At 72.4% G+C, this 16,903-nt stretch carries 19 protein-coding genes; 3 read left to right on the top strand and 16 right to left on the bottom strand.

Annotated features, from left to right (window positions below; genetic code table 11):
* Positions 1-69: 69 nt before the first annotated feature.
* The 10 genes from L7N97_RS00565 to L7N97_RS00520 all read right to left on the bottom strand — a co-directional run bounded on the left by L7N97_RS00565 (position 70) and on the right by L7N97_RS00520 (position 9,988).
* Positions 70-921, bottom strand: a complete 852-nt coding sequence (locus L7N97_RS00565; protein WP_237476440.1) for a rhamnan synthesis F family protein — start codon at positions 919-921, stop codon at positions 70-72.
* Between the two features lie 2 nt (positions 922-923).
* On the bottom strand, positions 924-2,822 hold the full coding sequence (locus tag L7N97_RS00560) for a glycosyltransferase (protein WP_237481974.1): 1,899 nt from the start codon (positions 2,820-2,822) through the stop codon (positions 924-926).
* 5 nt (positions 2,823-2,827) lie between these two features.
* Entirely contained in the window at positions 2,828-4,378 is a 1,551-nt protein-coding gene (locus L7N97_RS30095) for a glycosyltransferase family 9 protein (RefSeq protein ID WP_237476439.1), read from the bottom strand.
* 42 nt (positions 4,379-4,420) lie between these two features.
* Positions 4,421-5,254 (bottom strand): ABC transporter ATP-binding protein, encoded by an 834-nt coding sequence (locus L7N97_RS00550; RefSeq protein WP_237476438.1) that lies wholly within the window; start codon positions 5,252-5,254, stop codon positions 4,421-4,423.
* Between the two features lie 15 nt (positions 5,255-5,269).
* A complete protein-coding gene (locus tag L7N97_RS00545; protein WP_237476437.1) occupies positions 5,270-6,121 on the bottom strand; it encodes an ABC transporter permease in 852 nt (283 codons plus the stop codon).
* Positions 6,122-6,359: 238 nt separating this feature from the next.
* Entirely contained in the window at positions 6,360-6,725 is a 366-nt protein-coding gene (locus L7N97_RS00540) for a tRNA-binding protein (RefSeq protein ID WP_237476436.1), read from the bottom strand.
* Positions 6,722-7,453 carry a TetR/AcrR family transcriptional regulator gene (locus L7N97_RS00535; RefSeq protein ID WP_237476435.1) on the bottom strand — a complete coding sequence of 244 codons (732 nt, stop codon included), beginning with the start codon at positions 7,451-7,453 and terminating at the stop codon, positions 6,722-6,724. The genes L7N97_RS00540 and L7N97_RS00535 overlap by 4 nt, the downstream gene beginning before the upstream one ends.
* 172 nt (positions 7,454-7,625) lie before the next feature.
* The gene (gene proC, locus L7N97_RS00530) at positions 7,626-8,453 is read right to left on the bottom strand and encodes a pyrroline-5-carboxylate reductase (RefSeq protein WP_237476434.1); all 828 of its coding nucleotides are present in this window, start codon (positions 8,451-8,453) and stop codon (positions 7,626-7,628) included.
* Positions 8,450-8,950, bottom strand: coding sequence for a type III secretion system chaperone family protein (locus L7N97_RS00525; protein ID WP_237476433.1), 501 nt, complete (start codon positions 8,948-8,950; stop codon positions 8,450-8,452). Before L7N97_RS00525 ends, proC begins: the two co-directional genes overlap by 4 nt.
* Before the next feature lie 213 nt (positions 8,951-9,163).
* Positions 9,164-9,988: a response regulator gene (locus L7N97_RS00520; RefSeq protein ID WP_237476432.1), complete on the bottom strand. Its 825-nt coding sequence runs from the start codon at positions 9,986-9,988 to the stop codon at positions 9,164-9,166.
* 252 nt (positions 9,989-10,240) lie between these two features.
* Here L7N97_RS00520 and L7N97_RS00515 point away from each other — a divergent pair, with 252 nt between their 5' ends.
* Positions 10,241-10,444, top strand: coding sequence for a NepR family anti-sigma factor (locus L7N97_RS00515; protein WP_237476431.1), 204 nt, complete (start codon positions 10,241-10,243; stop codon positions 10,442-10,444).
* 139 nt (positions 10,445-10,583) lie between these two features.
* Positions 10,584-11,201, top strand: coding sequence for a DUF2939 domain-containing protein (locus L7N97_RS00510; protein ID WP_237476430.1), 618 nt, complete (start codon positions 10,584-10,586; stop codon positions 11,199-11,201).
* Positions 11,202-11,217: 16 nt separating this feature from the next.
* On the opposite strand, the gene L7N97_RS00505 is transcribed toward L7N97_RS00510, so the two are convergent.
* The 5 genes from L7N97_RS00505 to L7N97_RS00485 form a co-directional block, all read right to left on the bottom strand.
* Positions 11,218-12,537 (bottom strand): ATP-binding protein, encoded by a 1,320-nt coding sequence (locus L7N97_RS00505; RefSeq protein ID WP_237476429.1) that lies wholly within the window; start codon positions 12,535-12,537, stop codon positions 11,218-11,220.
* A gap of 103 nt (positions 12,538-12,640) precedes the next feature.
* Positions 12,641-13,372, bottom strand: coding sequence for a response regulator transcription factor (locus L7N97_RS00500; protein ID WP_237476428.1), 732 nt, complete (start codon positions 13,370-13,372; stop codon positions 12,641-12,643).
* Positions 13,369-13,935, bottom strand: coding sequence for a MarR family winged helix-turn-helix transcriptional regulator (locus L7N97_RS00495; RefSeq protein WP_237476427.1), 567 nt, complete (start codon positions 13,933-13,935; stop codon positions 13,369-13,371). Before L7N97_RS00495 ends, L7N97_RS00500 begins: the two co-directional genes overlap by 4 nt.
* A gap of 98 nt (positions 13,936-14,033) precedes the next feature.
* The gene (locus L7N97_RS00490; RefSeq protein ID WP_237476426.1) at positions 14,034-14,729 is read right to left on the bottom strand and encodes a GNAT family N-acetyltransferase; all 696 of its coding nucleotides are present in this window, start codon (positions 14,727-14,729) and stop codon (positions 14,034-14,036) included.
* Positions 14,730-14,737: 8 nt separating this feature from the next.
* The gene (locus L7N97_RS00485; protein WP_237476425.1) at positions 14,738-16,294 is read right to left on the bottom strand and encodes a helicase HerA domain-containing protein; all 1,557 of its coding nucleotides are present in this window, start codon (positions 16,292-16,294) and stop codon (positions 14,738-14,740) included.
* A gap of 140 nt (positions 16,295-16,434) precedes the next feature.
* Between L7N97_RS00485 and L7N97_RS00480 the strand changes: the two genes are divergently transcribed.
* Positions 16,435-16,635: a hypothetical protein gene (locus L7N97_RS00480; protein WP_237476424.1), complete on the top strand. Its 201-nt coding sequence runs from the start codon at positions 16,435-16,437 to the stop codon at positions 16,633-16,635.
* On the opposite strand, the gene L7N97_RS00475 is transcribed toward L7N97_RS00480, so the two are convergent.
* Positions 16,584-16,883, bottom strand: a complete 300-nt coding sequence (locus tag L7N97_RS00475; protein ID WP_237476423.1) for a hypothetical protein — start codon at positions 16,881-16,883, stop codon at positions 16,584-16,586. The genes L7N97_RS00480 and L7N97_RS00475 overlap by 52 nt on opposite strands.
* Positions 16,884-16,903 lie beyond the last annotated feature (20 nt).

Raw genomic sequence — 16,903 nt, 5'->3', positions numbered from 1 at the left:
CAACGCAAGCGGAATCCGATCCAGGCCGAGTCGGTCCGCCGGAAGGCGTGTGACAGCTCGCTCGCGACGTCACAGGTATCGCAGCCTGCGATGCCGGACGGCATCGGGCGACAGCGGCTCGGGCACGTCGACTTCGCCGATGTGCCAACCCCAGGCGAGGGCCGCCAAGCCGATCACGCGCTCCACCGCGTGGGCATAGGAGCCGTCCTGGCCGATCGGCTCGGGTTCGAAACGCGTCGGGTCGAGGCGCGGCAGCAGGGCCGACAGGTAGGCGCCGCGGATCCAGAACATCGAGCCCGCCACGAAGGCGAGGTCCTCGTCGTGCGTCTCGGCTCCCGTGAGGGTGCACATCAGCGCCGCCACATTGTCCCTGTTGCGGCCCCAGTAGACCGGGTGGCCGAGGACGGAGCCGGGCGCTCCGAGCAGCGCGAGCCGGGGGTCGGCGGCGAAGCGAGCGAGGATGCGACGCACGGCGAAGGGGCCGGGGAGCAGGGAGCGCAAGGTGTCGCGCCGCCACCAGGAGCCCGCCGCCGTATAGGCGCTCCGCTTGCCGTGCACCTTCAGCACGACCGCGTCCGGGGCGAGGTCGAGGCTCCGCGCGACCGTGATGAAGGGCAGGAGGTCGCGTCCGCGGTTCTCCGTCGGATGGAAGCGGATCGGCGCGCGCGCTCCGCGCCAGCGGCGCTCCCACGCCGAGAACACCGCCGGATCGGCCGACGAGACGTGGACGGCGGCACCGCGCGGCAGCGCCCGCAGGAGCCGGGCCAGTTCCGGCACGAGGTCGGGATAGTGGCAGTGGCAGAGCACCACGACGGAGCCGGGGGCGACGGCGGGCTGGAGCGGGCCGGCGAGCGCCGCGAAGGCGCGCCGCCCCGCGGCGCCGAGCGGCCCGCGGACGCGCCGCGGCAGGAGGTCGCGCATCCTCATCCGCGTCGGCCCGCGGCGCGGAGCCGGTCCAAGCCGCGGTGCAGGAACGCCAGCGCCGCGCGCGTGCCGGGGACGTGGCGGCCGAGCCAGAGCAGGGCACCGTGCACGAGGCGGCCGGACAATCCCGCCAATCGGTCGAGTTCGTCCGCATCGACGTCGTCGTCGAAGGCCCGCGCCCGCATGAAGGCCATGCGGCCGCGCAGCAGGTCGATGCGGCGCACGAGGCGGGCCCGGTCGACGCCCCGGACTGCGGCGTCGAGGGCCGCGCGGAGGTCGTCGGCGGCGTCGTCCCAGTTGCGCGCCGGCGCGGCCGAATCCGCCTCGATCCAGGCGGGCGGATCGGCGAGGCGGCGGATGAGGTCGGCATCGTCGCTGTAGCGGTGGATGTTGGCCCGTTGCGCCAGACCGGCGGAGAGCTCGTCGTAGGGCGGCAGGTCGCGCACCAGGATGGGGCGGCGGTGCGCCAGGGCGTCGAGGATCGGGAAGCCGAACCCCTCGTAGACGGACGGGTAGACCACGACGCGGGCCGCGGCGTAGAGCGCCGCCACGCGCTCCGGGGCCAGGCCGCCGGAGGCGATCCCTTCGACGCCCGGCACGGCGCCGGGTGCGAGGCCGAGCGCCACGACACCGCGCTCGAGCCCGGCCGCGACGAGCGCGGCCGCCGTCTCGCGCAGGCGCTTGTGCGGCATGGCGTTGCCGATCATCAGCACCGTGCCGTCGGCCCGGCCCTCGGTCGGCGCACCGAGGCGGTAGTCGGCGAGGTCGAGCGAGTGGAGCGAAGTCCAGGACGGGCGAGCGGGCGGCCCGAAGCGGCGGACATATTGCCGGGCCGTGAAGGCGCTGTTGAACAGCAGCCCGTCCGCCTCCGCGAGGCAGAACCTCCACAGCGCGTCGAGTTCGTCCGGTGCGTCGTGGGCGCAGTCGAGCCCGATCGTGTCGAGCATGAAGAGCACCAGCGCGGGCGCGCGGCGCACGGCCGCGTCGATCTCCCCCCACAGGAACGGCTGCCCGAACCGCACCAGCGCGGCGAAGGTCGCGCGCTCCGACGGGTCGACGCGCGTGACGGCCCCGCCGAGGCCGCCGAAGTGGAACGCGAAGGCCGGGGCGCTCGCGATCACATGGAGCGACAGGTCGTGCCAGCGCGCGGCCGCGCGGTCGATGAGCGCGCGGGCCAGCAGCGTCGTGCCCGAATGGCTCGGGCCGGCGTGGCTGAGGTCGAAGGCGATCCGCAGTCGACCGTCCGGCCCGGCCGCCAGCCCCTCCAGCAGCGCCTCGGCGACGGCCGGCGCGGAGGTCGCGCGCCGCTTCAGCGCCGGGCGCCAGTCCGCCGGCATCGCCACCGGGCTGGCCGGGACGGCGCCGTCCGGGTGGATCACCTCGGCACCGCCCGCCACGGCGACCCGGAAGCCGACGCGGGCCAGCGCCAGGAGCGGCCCGGCGAGGTCGTCGCCCTCCGCCGTGAAGACGCCGTCGCCGAGCGCCGCCAGGGCGGATGCCTTGACGTAGACGCAGCGCCGGTCGGGCCGCAGCCCGTAGTCGAGCTGCGGGACGGCGGGCGGACAGGCCGAGGGCTGCGCGGCGAAGCGCGGCAGCGTGGCGACGATCATGGGGTCGACGTCGGCGGCCCGGCGCAGCGCCATCACCGTGGCGGGATCGATCGCCGTGCGGGGGTCGAGGACGAGGGCGTCCACGCCAGTGGCGGCGGAGCGGTGCAGGAAGGACCGCAGCCCGCCGGCCGGCACGGCACGCGCTTCCGCGAGCGGCAGCCCAGCGGCGCCGAAGGCCGCGCCGAGCCGCGACGCGGCCGCGGCCGCGCCGAGGTCGCCGACCTCCGCCGTCACGCAGAGGCGCAGGTCGTCCGAGCAGCGCCAGGGGCCATCGGCGGTCTCGTCCACTCGGGTCAAGCGGCGGCTGCTCGGCCGAGCATGCGGATGCGCGCCGCCGCGGCGTCGAGCAGGGCCGGCCAATTCAGGTCGCCGCCGTGGCGCAGCACCTCGACGCTGCGATACCACGGGCCTTCGGCGCCCGCCGTGCCCCAGCGCCAGCAGCTGTCCGGCCGCGACAGGAGCAGCGTCGGGACGCCTCCGGCGCCGGCGAGATGGACCACGGCCGTGTCGACCGACACGACGAGGTCGCAGGAGGCCACCAGCGCGGCGAGGTCGACGAAGTCGCTGATCGGCGGAGCCTCGACGTTGGGCTCGCGGGCGATGCTCGCCTCCTCCTCGGGGGTGAGCCGGTTCAGCAGGACGGCGAAGTCGACGTCGCGCGCCGCGAAGAGGGTCGAGAAGAGGCCGATGGGGATCGAGCGCGTGAACTCGTACTGGCGGGGGTGTCCGCGCCAGCAGACCCCCACGCGAGGCCGCGCCGAGCCGCGCGCGAGGGGTGCGCCGAGGTCGAGGTAGCGCGTCCGCGGTTCGAGATCCGGCGCGTCGAGCACGCCGGCGAGGTGCATCGAGGGCGCGAAGAGGTCGTAGTCCGGCTCCCGCGCGTCCTCGGCGACCAAGCGGACGGTTCGGAACTGCCGCGCGAACAGGCCGAGCAGGGGCGCCGGGACGCGCGCCATGACCGAAGCCGCGGGCTCCCGGGCGATGAGGCGCGGCAGGAAGCGCGCCATCTGGATCATGTCGCCGAGCCCGTGCTCGAACAGCACCATGAGGCGTCTCGTCCCGAGCGGCTCGCCGGTCCACTGCGGCCGGTCGCGGCGCAGCGGATAGTTGCCCGCCAGCAGGTCGGCGGCCATCCAGCTCGCGAGCCCGTCGCGCACGCGACCCGCCTTCATCAGGTGGAAGCCGTAGACTTCGCGCACGTAGGCGTCCGATCCGTCCCGCCGGATCGCGGCCTCATAGGCGGTGCGGGCCGCGTCCATGCGGCCCAGCGCGTCGCAGACGTCGCCTTGCAGCGCCAGGGCGCCGCGGTCGTCGCCCGTCACCTCGAGGCCGGTCGCCGCCTCTTCGAGCCGCCCTAGCCGCAGCAAGGCGCGGCGCGCCGCCTGCGCGATCCGCAACGCGTAGGGCGTGCCGGCCGCGGCGCGCGTCCAGCCCGGCGCGGACGCGACGATGCCCGGGAAGTCCCAGACCGCGAGGAAGCTGTCGGCCGCCATGGCGGCCTCGACCGGCCGGAGCGACGAGGCCAGCTCCGCGGCGGCGGCGGCCGCCGCGCTGTAGCGGAAGCGGAGATAGGGTTCGAGCACGTCGCCGCGCAGCCCTGCGAGGTCCGCCGCTTCGACCGGAACCGACGACAGGCCGCCCCAACGGTTGAGGTTGAGGGCGAGCATTCTGGCGCGGCGCGCCGGGTCGGCCGGAAGGTGACGGCGGGTGCGGTACAGCTCCGCCGCGCGGAGGCGGGCCAGATCGGCCGTGTCGGACAGGCCCCGATCCCGGAACACGCGCGCAGCCGACCGGAACTTACGCAGGATGGGCATGCGCGTCAGGCTGTCCAGGAGGTGGAGCACCGGAGACCTCCATCCGGCACGGGTCGCACGGGCCGCCCTCGCTCAGTCCGCGAGGGCGGCGGGCACGATCTCCCCGGCTTCGGCCGGCTCGACACCGTCCTCTCCCGCCGACGCAGTGCGCTCGGCGACCCGCTCGACGCCGTCGATGTAACGCGACCAGACGTCATCGACCGAGCCCTCGCCCACGATCGTTCCGGCCTCGAGCATCACGGCGCGATTGCAGTAGGATCGCAGCGAGCCGACATCGTGGGATGCAAGCACGAGGATCTTGGCTTTGTCCAGCATGGCGTCGAGGCGGGCCTTGGCGCGCGCGGCGAACCCCGCGTCCCCGAAGGAGATCATCTCGTCGAAGAGCAGGATGTCCGGGTGGCGCGTCGTCGAGGTCGCGAAGGCGAGCCGCATGCGCATGCCGGACGAGTAGGTCCTCATCGGCAGGTGGAGGTAGGGGCCGAGTTCGGAGAATTCCGCGATCTGGGGGATGGCGCTGCGCGCCTCCTTCAGCGACATGCCGATGAACACGCCGCGCTGGATGATGTTGTCGGCGCCGGTCAGCTCCGGATCCATCCCCATCTCCATGTCGATGAGCGACGAGACGGTGCCGTGGATGTCGGCATAGCCGCTCGACGGCTCGTAGGAGCCGGCGAGGACGCGCAGCAGCGTGGACTTGCCGGCGCCGTTGTGCCCGATGAGGCCGAGACGGTCGCCGGGCCTGAGCGACAGGTTGAGGTGCCTCAGCGCCTTGACCGTCACCGTATCGTTGACGTCGGTCTCGACCTGGCCGCCGACGCGGCGGATCAGCGTCGTCTTGAGCGAACGGCCGCGGGAGTTGAAGATCGGGATCTCGACCGATGCGTCGACGAGTTCGATGGAAGCCACGTCAGTCGCCTCAGCTCACAGCCAGTAAACGATACGGGAGCGGTACTTGGCGAAGCACGGCCAAGCCACGACGGCGAGCACGCCGAGGGCGATGAAGACCGAGAGGTAGGTCTGCGGTTCCGGCGTTCGGCCGAGCAGCGGTTCCGACACGACCCGCAGGAAAGAAGCGAACGGGTTCAACACCTCAATGTAGACCTTGTTGGCCCCGAGCTGCTCGATGTGCCACATGATCGGCGTGACGAAGAACGCGAGCTGCAGGAGGTTGCCGATGATCTGCGGCATGTCGCGGAAGCGCGTGCAGAGCAGGGCGAGGCACACGGAGGCGAGGAAGACGCCGACCAGCACCAGCACGAGGCCCGGGATGGCGAGAAAGGCCACGGGGCTCGGCGCGTAGAGGAAGATCAGGAAGATCAACGGGATGATGATGAGGTTGTGGGCGAAGGCCATCAGGTTGCGCACCATCACGCGCATGATGAAGGTAGACTTCGGCAACGCTTCCTGGCGGAGGTAGGGCGCGGCTTCGATGAAGGCCTGGCAGCTCTCGGAGATCGACGTCGAGATCAGCGTCCAGATCGTCATGTTGACGGCGAGATACGGGATGTAGTCGCGGATCTCCTGATGGAACAGGCCGCCGTAGACCGCACCGATGCCGCCGACGAAGAAGGCCATCGACAGGGTGATCCAGAACTGGCCGAAGCGGGAACGCTTGTAGCGCAGGCGGATGTCGCTGACGCCCAGCAGCGCCCAAACCTGCCAGCCCCTGAAGCAGCGGCTGAGATCCTGTCCGGCCAGGCGCCACTCTCGGACCCAGGCCCGCTCCGGCGAGGGCGCGGTCTGAAGGGCCGGCAGGGCTTCTGTACTACGCATCCTGGCTCCGCGACGTGATCGACCCGACGCGTTCCGGCGGCCCGATGGCGCGCGCAGGACTATCGGAACTGAACTCGGAGCGTCAAGGCGAGCCCGGGACGGGCCGATCCTCGCGTCCGGGATGAGGCCCCGTCATCCGCGATGAATGGCTCGGAATCAAGGCGGTGACCCGCCCGCCGACCTATGGACCGCTTCGATCGACCGGCCCGCGGGCCGGTTCTGCCGGCCGAGGATCGCGTCAGAACAGGCGACCGCCGTTCGGGACCGGCCCGGCTGGCACGGCCAGGACCACCTCGCCGTCCGCGTCGGGGAAGCCGAGCGTCAGCACCTCCGACATGAAGGGACCGATCTGCCGCGGCGGGAAATTGAGCACGGCGCAGACTTGCCGGCCGACGAGGTCGGCCGGATCATAGTGCCGGGTGATCTGCGCCGATGACTTCCGCGAGCCGATCGCGGGGCCGAAGTCGATCACCAGCTTGATCGCCGGCTTGCGCGCCTCCGGAAAGGGGGCGGCCTCGACGATCGTGCCGACCCGGATGTCGAGGCGGCGGAAGTCGTCGTAGGCGACGGGCGGCTCGAGGGGCTCGCCGCCCTCCGCGCTCAAAGCGCCGTCTCGGCGTCGATGTCGCGGGCGCGCCCCGGGCCGCGCGATTTCGTCGATCGGCGGCGGGCGTCCATCATCGCGCGGCCCACGATCCGCAGGGGCGACACGAGACGGTCGAGGTCGTCGAGCCGGGCCACCCAGGTCTCGCCCTTGCTGAGCTCGCGGTCGAGCGCCGCCATGGTCTTCGCCAGGCCCGGATCTTCGTCCTCGAACCAGGCATCGAGCACCCGGCTCCAGGACACGGCCATCCCTTGCAGCTTCAGGGCCGCCATGTTGCCCTCGACGTCGACGCCGGCAGCGGCCAGCATGAAGCGCATCGAGTTCACGACCACCCCGTTGAGCGCCGCCGCGGTGAGCGGGTCGCGCCGCACGTGGTCCATCACGCCCTGCAGCCCGAGCTTGTAGGGCGCGAGAGCGTCGAGGCGACGCATCAGGACGTCGAAGACGCGCTCGCGCGGCGCCTCGTCGGCGAGGACCTGGCTCTCCTGCTTGAGCACGATGTGGTCGATCTTGCGAGCCAGCCCGGCCAGCACGGCGCCCTTCGACGGAAAGGCGTCGCGGAATTCCGACAGGGACACGCCCGCGCGGGTCGCGACGTCGGTCAGGCCGAAGTCGTCCCATTCCCGCTCGGCCGACAGCTCCATCAGCGCCTCGATGATGCGATCCTTGGTCGACGGCTTGGCGGGCTTGGGCGTCGCGTCGGGGCTGACGGAATCGTCGGCGGTCATGACCATCTCCTTCTCGCCCCTTCGGGGCGGCGGGCGTGAACGCGCCGGACGGCGCGCGGGTCCCATCGCGGCCTTAACTGGGGTCGACCGCGGCTTTCGGGAGGGGGAACGGCCGGCGACCAATGCGCGCGACACCCGCGGGGCCCGACCGGGGCCGGCCGCGTCTCCGGGTTCAGCCCGCGAGTTCCCGCGCGCGGCGGTGGGCGGCTTCGGCGGCGCGGACGAGCAGCGGTTCCAGCGCGCCATCCGCCATCAGCACGGCCAGGGCCGCCGCGGTGGTGCCGCCCGGCGAGGTCACGTTCTGCCGAAACGCGGCCGGCTCGACGTCCGGGCTGCGATGGAGGAGTTCGCCCGCGCCTTCCACCGTGGCGCGGCCGAGACGGGCGGCGAGGCCGGGGGCGAGCCCGAGGCTCTCGCCCGCCTTGGCCAGCGCCTCGGCGAGCAGGAACACGTAGGCCGGCCCGGAGCCCGAGATCGCCGTGACGACGTCGATCTGGTCCTCGCATTCCAGCCGCTCGACCGCGCCGACGGCGCCGAGCCAGCGCTCGACCCGCGCCACCGCGGCTTCGGACAGCCGCCCGTCGCCGGCGAGGCCCGTGATGCCGCGGCCCACGGAGGCGGGCAGGTTCGGCATGGCGCGGAGGCACCCCGCGGCGCGGGGGAACTTCGCCGCGAGATCGGCGAGCGTCCGCCCGGCGAGGATCGAGACGACCGCCGTCCCGGGACCCGCCCAAGGTTCGATGGCCGGCGCGGCGCCGTCGAGCGCCTGCGGCTTGACGGCCAGCACCAGCGTGTCGACCGGCCGCACGTCCGTGACGTTCAGGGCCACGCCGCGGTCGCGGCACAGCGCCGCGAGGGCCTCGGACGGGGCGGGGTCCAGCACCGCGATGCGCGAGCCCGCGACGCCCTGGGCCAGCCAGCCGTCCAGCATGGAGCCGCCCATGCGGCCGGCGCCGACGAGCAGAACGGTGTCGGCCGCGCTCTGCTGGCCGGCGCTCATGCTTCGCCCTGGGTTTCGAACATCGCGCCGTCCAGCGCTTCGCGGGCCGATCGCCCGGCCCAGAGCACGAACTGGAAGGCCTGGAAGTACCGGTCGCAGGCCGTCACGGCCATCTTGAGGATGGCTTCGCACTGGCGGCCGTCGGGATCGGCACCGCCGGACATCAGCAGCGAGTGCCGGAACATGACGACGTTCTCGCGGCTCCAAAGGTCGAAGTGGCCGATCCAGAGCTGTTCGTTGATCATGGCGACGAGCGCCTGGATCTCGGGCCGCCGGCGATCCGGCACCTTCAGGTCGAAGGCGCAGCCGACGTGCAGCACTTCGAGGTCCGACAGCCAGGTGAAGGCGACGTGGTAGTCGGCGGACTTGCCCTCGACCGAGATGGAGATCTCGTCCTCGTCCTCACGGTCGAAGGACCACTCGCGCGACGAGGCCAGACGTTCCACGACGTCCACAGGGTGCTCGTCGCGGGATGGCTCGAAGGGCAGAAGCGACATGCGGCGGACTCATCGGCTTTGGGCATCGAGGATGACGGCGCTGGCTTGCCCCGCGCTATCCCCTTCCGTCCGACCGGTGCCGCCTCGAAGGGCGGGATGTTCGGTCGAATCACCCTCCTCCCGACTATAGACGCGGGGGCTGGCCAGATGAACCTGGGGGGCGCCGCGGCGCCCGACATGCCTGCGGATAAGCGACGCAGCCTGTGGAGAAGGTCAGGCCCGCGCGGAAGCGGCAGGCGCGCTCGCCCGGCGGTGCGACTTGCGGTCGAAGAACAGCACTTGGCTGATGACCGCGCGGAGCGTCTCCACGGAGAAGGGCTTGGCGATCAGGAACGCCGGCTCGGGCGGCGCGCCCGTCAGGAAGCGCTCGGGGTAGGCCGTGATGAAGATCACCGGCACTTCGAAGGCGCCGAGGATCTCGTTCACCGCTTCGAGGCCGGAGGAGCCGTCCGCCAGCTGGATGTCGGCGAGGATCAGGCCGGGCTGATGATGCTGCACCGCCTTCAGCGCCTCGCGATGCGTCCGGGCGACGTCCACGACCTTGTGGCCCAGGTCCTCGACGACGTTCTGAAGGTCGAGGGCGATCAGCGGCTCGTCCTCGATGATGAGGACGTCGGTCGAGATCTGGGCGGCGATCTCGGAATTGGCCTCGTCGAGCAGCGCGCGGGCTTCCTCGGCCGTGCAGCCGACGGTGCGGGAAACCTCGGCGAGGTCGAAGCCTTCGAGCGCGGTGAGCAGCAGCACGACGCGCGGCATGATGGAGATGGCTTCGAGACGGCGGGTGGTGCCGATCTCGTCCGTCGACACGGCCGCGGCGTCGGTCAGCGTGTTGACCGACACGGAACGCCACAGGTTCAGGAACAGCTTGTAGAGGCTGCAGCGCACGTCCGCGCCGGCATCGAGGTTGCTGGGGTCGGCGACGATCGCTTCGAGCGTCTCCACGACGTAGGCGTCGCCGCCCTTCTGGCTGCCCGTCAGAGCCCGCGCGAAGCGCCGCAACTGCGGGAGGTGCGGGGCGATCGCCTGGGAAATTGACATTCTCACCTCAGTCCAAAAGCACGGCGTAGACCGCTGCGCGGGATAACGCGTGGCGTCTAATTCAGTTTCCGGAGCGGGAACATTAATTTTGGTAAGGCGTTCTCGATCCGCGGCGGCGGCGGCAGGCACTCAGTCCGGCCGTGCTTTCTGCGGGCCGGAGACTATTCCGCGACATGCGGGATCGCAAGCCGGAGGGCATCATGGGCCAGGGCGAGTAAATCGACGATGAAGCGAGACGAAGACGAAGGTGCCATGACGTCGAGCGACGATCCCGTCGACCCCGCGAAGGTCGGCCCCGAGGGCGCGGCCGCGGCGGGCCGGCCCGGCACGACCGACGTCCAGGCCTACATCGGTCGGCAGCTTCGGGCCGTGTACGACGACGTCGTGAAGCAGCCGATTCCCGACCGCTTCCTCGCCCTGATGAAGCAGCTCGAAGAGGGCTCCACCGAGACGTGACGGCCGGCGCCGTCGCCCGCGCGTCGCAGCCGGGCCGGGGGCGCCGTGACGATCGGCCCGGCGCATCGCGGGCCCGGGCCTTGTTTCTTCCACATCCGTCCTGCACGGCGTCGGGCCCTGGATGATGGAAGGACGCGCGATGCGGCGTTGGCTGGCGGTGATGGGGCTCGTGGTGTCGATCGGCCTCGCCTATTGGGCGTGGCCGCTGGTGGGGGCGGCGCAGCTCGCCCGCACGGCGCGCAGCGGCGACGCCGCTGCGGTGTTCGACCGCGTCGACGTGGACGCGCTCCGGCGATCACTGGCCCGGCAGATCGCGAACGCCTACCTCGACGTCTCCGGCAAGGGCAAGAAGATGGGCGCCTTCGGGCGCAGCCTCGCCGGTTCCGCCGTCACCACCGTGGCCGACCCCTACGTAGCGCAACTGCTCACCCCCGAGAACGTGATGGCGCTGCTGGCCAAGGGGCACGTGAACGAGGTGAACCTCGGCGGACGCCCGGTGTCGATCAAGGGCGACCTGCCCGACTTCTCGAGCCTGCTCGACGACCATCTGCTGTCCGCCGTGACGGGGTCCTACTTCGACCAGCTCAAGGACTTCGTGATCCCGGTCGACGGCGGCCACGGGGCCGACGACCAGTACGGGGTGCACATGCACCTCGTCGGGCTGACCTGGAAGCTCGGCGGCCTCGACCTGCCGACGCCGCTGCTCGACCAGATGGCCCGCTCCATCCTGGCCGGGGAGCCGCCGGCCGCGCTCTGAAGCGGTGGGGCGACTCTCAGACCGGAACCCGCACCGTCGCGCGCAGGCCGCCGAGCGGGCTCTCGCCGAGCTGGATGTCGCCGCCGTGCGAGCGCGCGATGTCGCGCGCGATGGCGAGGCCGAGGCCCGTGCCGCCCCGGTCCTGGTTGCGCGCCGCGTCGAGCCGGAAGAAGGGACGGAAAACGTCCTCGCGCTTGTCGGCTGGGATGCCCGGCCCGTCGTCGTCGATGTGGACCGTGAAGAAGCGGTCGTCGCGCCGCGCCGTGATCTCGATGCGGTCCCCGTGGCGGCCGGCGTTGCCGACGAGGTTGGCGAGGCAGCGCTTGAAGCTGTCCGGCCGCACGATCACCCCGGTCTCGCCGGAGATCGTGACGCCCGTCGCGTGGCCGTGCCGCTCGGCGTCCGAGCGGAGCTCCTCGAGCAGGCCCCGCATGTCGCTCATCACCGAGGCTTCGCCCGCGTCGCCGCGCGCGAAGGCGAGGTAGGCTTCGAGCATGCGGCCCATCTCGTCGATGTCGCGGTGCATGGCCTCGGCGTCCGGCCCGTCGTCGAACAGCTCCAGGCTCAGCTTGAAGCGCGTCAGCACGGTCCTGAGGTCGTGGCTCACCCCGTTCAGCATGGTGGTGCGCTGCTCCACCGCCCGCTCGATGCGCCGCCGCATCTCCAGGAAGGCGTAGCCGGCGCGGCGGACCTCCGTGGCGCCGTTCGGCCGATAGTCGATGAAGCGGCCCTTGCCGAGATTCTCGGCCGCCACCGCGAGGCGCAGGATCGGTCGGATCTGGTTGCGGAGGAAGGCCGTCGCGACCACGATCAGCACCGCCGAGGTGCCGACCATCCAAAGGATGAAGATGTAGGAGTTCGACGCGTAGGCGGCCGACCGCCGGGCGATGACGCGCAACACCGCGCTTCCGAGCTGCACGCGAATCTCGATGAAGTTCGAGCGCCCCACCGTGTCGATCCAGAAGGGCAGGCCGATCTGCTTGCGGATCTCGCCGGACAGCGAGCGGTCGAGGAGCTGCAGGAAGGGCTTGGGCAGCGCCGGCGGCAGCGGCTGCGGCGGCAGGAAGTCGACGTCGAGCCCGAGGCGGTTCGAGGCGACGCGCTCCAGCGCCTCGGTGCTCTCGCCCTTGGGCAGGGCCTGATACAGGTCGATGGTGGCGGCGACGTCCTGCACCAGCGCCTGGCTCAGGCGGAACGTCACCGACTGCCAATGCCGCTCCAGGAAGAAGTAGCTCATCACGCACTGCAGCAGCAGCATGGGCACGATGAGGATGAGGAGGGCGCGGGAGTAGAGGCGCTTCGGCAGGGCATCCGCGACGGCCCGCGCGGCCCGCACGCTCCAGCGCCGGCGCTTCGGTTCGGGCCTCGACGACGGCGTCGCTGGCCCGGCGGCGGGCGCGGGGGCGGCCTCGCTGTCCGAGAAGCGCGCCGCCGTCAGATCACGGATCGAGGAGGAGGCGATAGCCGAGTCCCCTCACGGTTTGAAGGTAGGCGGGGTTGGCGGGGTCGCTCTCGATCTTGCGCCGGAGCCGGTTCACCTGCACGTCGACGGTCCGCTCGTTGCCGCCCTCGGCCGCGGCGAGGCCCGCCAGGTCCTCGCGCGACACGGTGGCGCCCGCGGCGGCGCTGAGCAGGTTCAGCATGTCGCGCTCGCGCTCGGTCAGGCGGATCTGCTCATCGCCCTGGCGCAGCTCGCCGCGCTCGGGGTGGAAGGCGAAGGGGCCGAAGCGCGCGACGTTGCCCGGCCGCGGCGCGCGGGGCGCCGCCCGCCTCAGGATCGACGCGATGCGCAGCAGCAGCTCGCGCGGCTCGTAGGGCTTGGCGAGGTAGTCGTCGGCCCCGGCCTCCAACCCGCGCACGCGGTCGTCGGCGCCGTCGAGCGCGGTCAGCATCAGGATCGGGACCTCGGAGGTGCGGCGGACGTCGCTCGCGAAGTCGACGCCCGTCTCGCCCGGCATCATCACGTCGACGATCAGGAGGTCGAAGGCGAGCGAGCGCAGGTGCCCGCGCGCCTCGGCGGCCGTCCCGGCGAGGGTGACGCGGTAGCCGTTCCGCCCGAGCACGCGCGACAGGAGTTCCCGGATGCGCCGGTCGTCGTCGACGAGCAGGAGGTGAGCGGCGTCGTCGGCCAGCGGCGCGGCATCGCGCCCGTCGGGCGGAGCGCCGGTCACGCCGCGCGCTCCCGCTGGACGGGAAGGGCCCCGGCGTCGCGCGGGGCCTCGTCCGGACCCCGCCCTCCACCGAACACCAACCCGACCACGCGGTCGCGCTCGGCGGCGTCGATCATGCCGAGCAGGAACTGCACCGCCTGGCCGCGCACCTCGGGGGGCAGGGGCGACAGGGCGCGCTCGAAGCGCGCCGAATGGAGGTGGGCGAGGTCGACGGCGAGGCGTCCGCCCTTCGGCGTGACGTGGAGCGTGCGCCGCCGGCGGTCGCTCGTGCCCGTGCGGACCTCGATGAAGGCGCCGTCGATGAGGTCCTTCATCACGCGGTTGAGGCTCTGCTTGGTGATCTTCAGAATGTCGAGCAGCGTCGCCACGGTCAGGCCGGGGTTGCGATCGACGAAGTGGAGCACGCGGTGGTGCGCGCGGCCGAAGCCCAGCCCTTCGAGCTGGCGATCGGCGTCGGCGGTGAAGTCGCGGTAGGCGAAGAAGAACAGCTCGATGAGGTCGTAGAGCGGCGGCGTTTCCGCGTCCGCCTCGATCGCCGCCCTCCTCACCTTCTTGTCAGCCAAGGGATGGCCCCCGCGCGGCGCGATACGTCAGCATCTATGACTGATTCCAGGCCAGACCTCGTCCGTCAAGCGGATCGGACCCGGGCCGGGTGAGGGCGTCAGGCCGACGCCTGCCGCCTCAGCTCCGCCAGGCCCCGGCGCTGCCGCGCCGCGCCGTCGAAATTGTCGGGCGAGAGCCACAGCGCGAAGGCGCGGCGCGCCGCGGGCCACTCGCCGTCCGTCATCGCGTACCAGGCTGTGTCGCGGCTGCGGCCCTTCACGATCATGTGCTGGCGGAACACGCCCTCGAAGGTGAAGCCGAGCCGCTCGGCCGCGGCGCGCGAGGGCGCGTTCAGCGCGTTGCACTTCCACTCGTAGCGCCGGTAGCCGAGGGCGTCGAAGGCGTATACGGCCAGCAGCGCCATGGCTTCCGTGGCGGCCGGCCGGCGCTGCAGCGCCGGCGCGAACAGGACGTTGCCGACCTCGATCGCGCGGTGGACGAGGTCGTGCCGCATCAGCGACGCGTAGCCGACCGCCTCGCCCGCCGCGCGGTCGACGATGGCCCAGAACAGGGGGTCGGCGGAGGCGGCCTTGGCGGCGATCTCGGCAACCAGGCTCGCCTCGTCGGGGTAGGGGCCGTCGAACAGGTAGTCCCAGACCGCGTCCGCCCCGTCCACGGCCCGCCACAGCGCGGGGCCGTGGCGGGCGGCGTCGAGGGGCTCCAGCCGCACGAAGCGGCCCTCGAGCACCTTCCGCTCCGGGCGGCGGGCCGGGGAAGCGTCGACCTCGGGGCCGATCGGGCGGGCGTCGGTCATCGGGGTCCCTATTCGGCTGCGGAGCGTTCGGGGAGGCCGAACAGGTCGGGCGCGGCGGGCGCCTCGTCGGGCACGCGGGCCGGCGCGTTCGGGTCGCCGGGGGCGGTCTCCCACCCGAGCTCGGCCACCACGGCGACGCGGTTGCCGGACATGTCGCTGCGCGTCACCACGAGGTCGCCCTTGTCGAGGTGCTTGACCCGCGAGCGTGCCCGGCCGGCGGAATGCATGCCGCAGCGGCGCGCGACCTCGTTGTCGGAAGGGCAGGGGGCGCCGGTGAGCGCGGCGCCCGCCATGATGAGGTAGACGGCCTGCAGGTCGTCCGGGATCGCGCGGGCGATCGCCAGGGCGCGGTCCCATTCGGCGTTCTCGGCCGTCTCCGCGTCGAGCCCGGCGCGCGCCGCGTTGATGTGGAGGCGGAACTCCGCGGGCGCGACGGCGCCGAGCTTGCCGATGCGGCACCGCACTTGGAAGTCGCCGAACAGCACCGGCTCGGGGCGGAAGAAGCTGTCCCCGTCCGCCATGATCTCGCGCGCGATGGCCTTGAGGGCCCGCTCGCGCTCCTCGGGCGGCAGGGCCGGGACCTCCTCGGCCGGCGCGGGCGCGGGCCGGTTGCGCACGATCTCCTCGAGGATCTGGTTGACGGAGGGCGGCGGCGGGGCCGCGGCGCGGCGCTCGGCCGCGTTGGCGCGCGCCGGCCCGACCGGCACCGGCGCGAGGATGAGGTCGCGCGCGTCGGCCCCGGCGGGCTCGGGCAGGGGGGTCAGCTTCGGCGTGCCGCCGCGCGGCGCCGTCTCGACGCCGCCGACCTTGATGGGCAGCGGACGGCGCGACAGCGCCGGGCCGAGCGCCACGAAATGCCCGCGCTGCAGCTCGCGGAACACCTCGGCCTGCCGCCGCTCCAGCCCGAGCAGGTCGGCGGCGCGGGCCATGTCGATGTCGAGGAAGGTGCGGCCCATCAGGAAGTTGGTGGCCTCGGCGGCGACGTTCTTGGCGAGCTTGGCCAGACGCTGCGTGGCGATGACGCCGGCGAGGCCGCGCTTTCGGCCGCGGCACATCAGGTTGGTCATGGCGCCGAGCGACAGCTTGCGCGCCTCCTCCGACACGTCGCCCGACACCGCGGGGGCGAAGAGCTGCGCCTCGTCGACGATGATCAGCGCCGGGAACCAGTGGTCGCGGTCGGCGTCGAACAGCGCGTTGAGAAAGACCGCCGCGGCGCGCATCTGCATCTCGGCGTCGAGCTTCTCCAGCGTCAGCACGGCCGAGATGCGGTGCTGGCGGACGCGGGCCGCGATGGTTTCGAGCTCCGCCACGGAGCGGTCGCCGTCCACCACCACGTGGCCGAAGCGTTCGGCGAGGCCGACGAAGTCGCCCTCGGGGTCGACCACGACCTGCTGCACGTACGGCGCGCTCTGCTCCAGCAGGCGGCGCAGAAGGTGCGACTTGCCCGAGCCGGAGTTGCCCTGGACGAGGAGGCGGGTCGCGAGCAGCTCTTCGAGGTCGAGCAGGGCGGGCCCGGGGACGGCGCCCGACGCGGCCGTGGCGCCCATGTCGATTTCGATCTTCATCGCCGTCAGTCTAGCGCGAATCCGCCGCGCCGGGCAGGGTGCGGCGCGACGCGTCCCCAGGTGCCGGATGTCGCCGGCATCGCCCCGTCAACGCTCCATTAAAATCTCATCCGCAATCTGCCTTCCAGGAGGGCGCGCCGATGAGCCTGTTGACCAGCATCCTCGCCTCGGGTCTGCACCCCGCACCGTCCACGCTCGCCGCCGGCTTCGCGCTGCTGCTCGGGCTCTGGCTCTTGGTGGCCGAGGAGGCCGAATTCCGGCGGGGACGCGCGGACAAGGCGGACCCCGGTCATCCGGCCGCGGCGGCCAGCGCGCCGCGCATGTCGTCCAGCACGGCCTGACCCGAGCGCGCCGCCTCGCCGGGATCCAGAAAGACGTCGCTGCTGGAGCGCACGGGGTCGACGTGCCCGAACCGCCGGATCTGCCAGGTGAAGGCCCGCGGCGCGGCCACGGCGCGGACCACGACCATGACGAGCTGATGGAGTTCCGGGAACTGCGCCCGGTGCTCCCGCTTGCGCCGGCGCGCGACGGCGGCAGCCTCCCGCGCGGCTTCGGTGAAGTGGCGCTGGGTCTTATCGATGACCGGCATGTCCTCAGCCCCTCGTGTCT

It is taken from the genome of Lichenibacterium dinghuense (genome assembly GCF_021730615.1).
In the GTDB taxonomy this organism is placed as follows: Bacteria; Pseudomonadota; Alphaproteobacteria; order Rhizobiales; family Beijerinckiaceae; genus Lichenihabitans; species Lichenihabitans dinghuensis.
Note: the sequence above shows the minus strand (reverse complement) of the source record. Positions and strands in the feature narration are given on the sequence as shown.

What these genes read in the sequence shown, in the direction of transcription:
- L7N97_RS00565 (WP_237476440.1), bottom strand. Translation starts at nt 921, where the DNA reads ATGCGCGACCTCCTGCCGCGGCGCGTCCGCGGGCCGCTCGGCGCCGCG.
- proC (WP_237476434.1), bottom strand. Translation starts at nt 8,453, where the DNA reads ATGAGCGCCGGCCAGCAGAGCGCGGCCGACACCGTTCTGCTCGTCGGC.
- L7N97_RS00490 (WP_237476426.1), bottom strand. Translation starts at nt 14,729, where the DNA reads ATGACCGACGCCCGCCCGATCGGCCCCGAGGTCGACGCTTCCCCGGCC.
- L7N97_RS00510 (WP_237476430.1), top strand. Translation starts at nt 10,584, where the DNA reads ATGCGGCGTTGGCTGGCGGTGATGGGGCTCGTGGTGTCGATCGGCCTC.
- L7N97_RS00515 (WP_237476431.1), top strand. Translation starts at nt 10,241, where the DNA reads ATGACGTCGAGCGACGATCCCGTCGACCCCGCGAAGGTCGGCCCCGAG.
- L7N97_RS00535 (WP_237476435.1), bottom strand. Translation starts at nt 7,453, where the DNA reads ATGACCGCCGACGATTCCGTCAGCCCCGACGCGACGCCCAAGCCCGCC.
- L7N97_RS00525 (WP_237476433.1), bottom strand. Translation starts at nt 8,950, where the DNA reads ATGTCGCTTCTGCCCTTCGAGCCATCCCGCGACGAGCACCCTGTGGAC.
- L7N97_RS00520 (WP_237476432.1), bottom strand. Translation starts at nt 9,988, where the DNA reads ATGTCAATTTCCCAGGCGATCGCCCCGCACCTCCCGCAGTTGCGGCGC.
- L7N97_RS00480 (WP_237476424.1), top strand. Translation starts at nt 16,435, where the DNA reads ATGAGCCTGTTGACCAGCATCCTCGCCTCGGGTCTGCACCCCGCACCG.
- L7N97_RS00545 (WP_237476437.1), bottom strand. Translation starts at nt 6,121, where the DNA reads ATGCGTAGTACAGAAGCCCTGCCGGCCCTTCAGACCGCGCCCTCGCCG.
- L7N97_RS00475 (WP_237476423.1), bottom strand. Translation starts at nt 16,883, where the DNA reads ATGCCGGTCATCGATAAGACCCAGCGCCACTTCACCGAAGCCGCGCGG.
- L7N97_RS00485 (WP_237476425.1), bottom strand. Translation starts at nt 16,294, where the DNA reads ATGAAGATCGAAATCGACATGGGCGCCACGGCCGCGTCGGGCGCCGTC.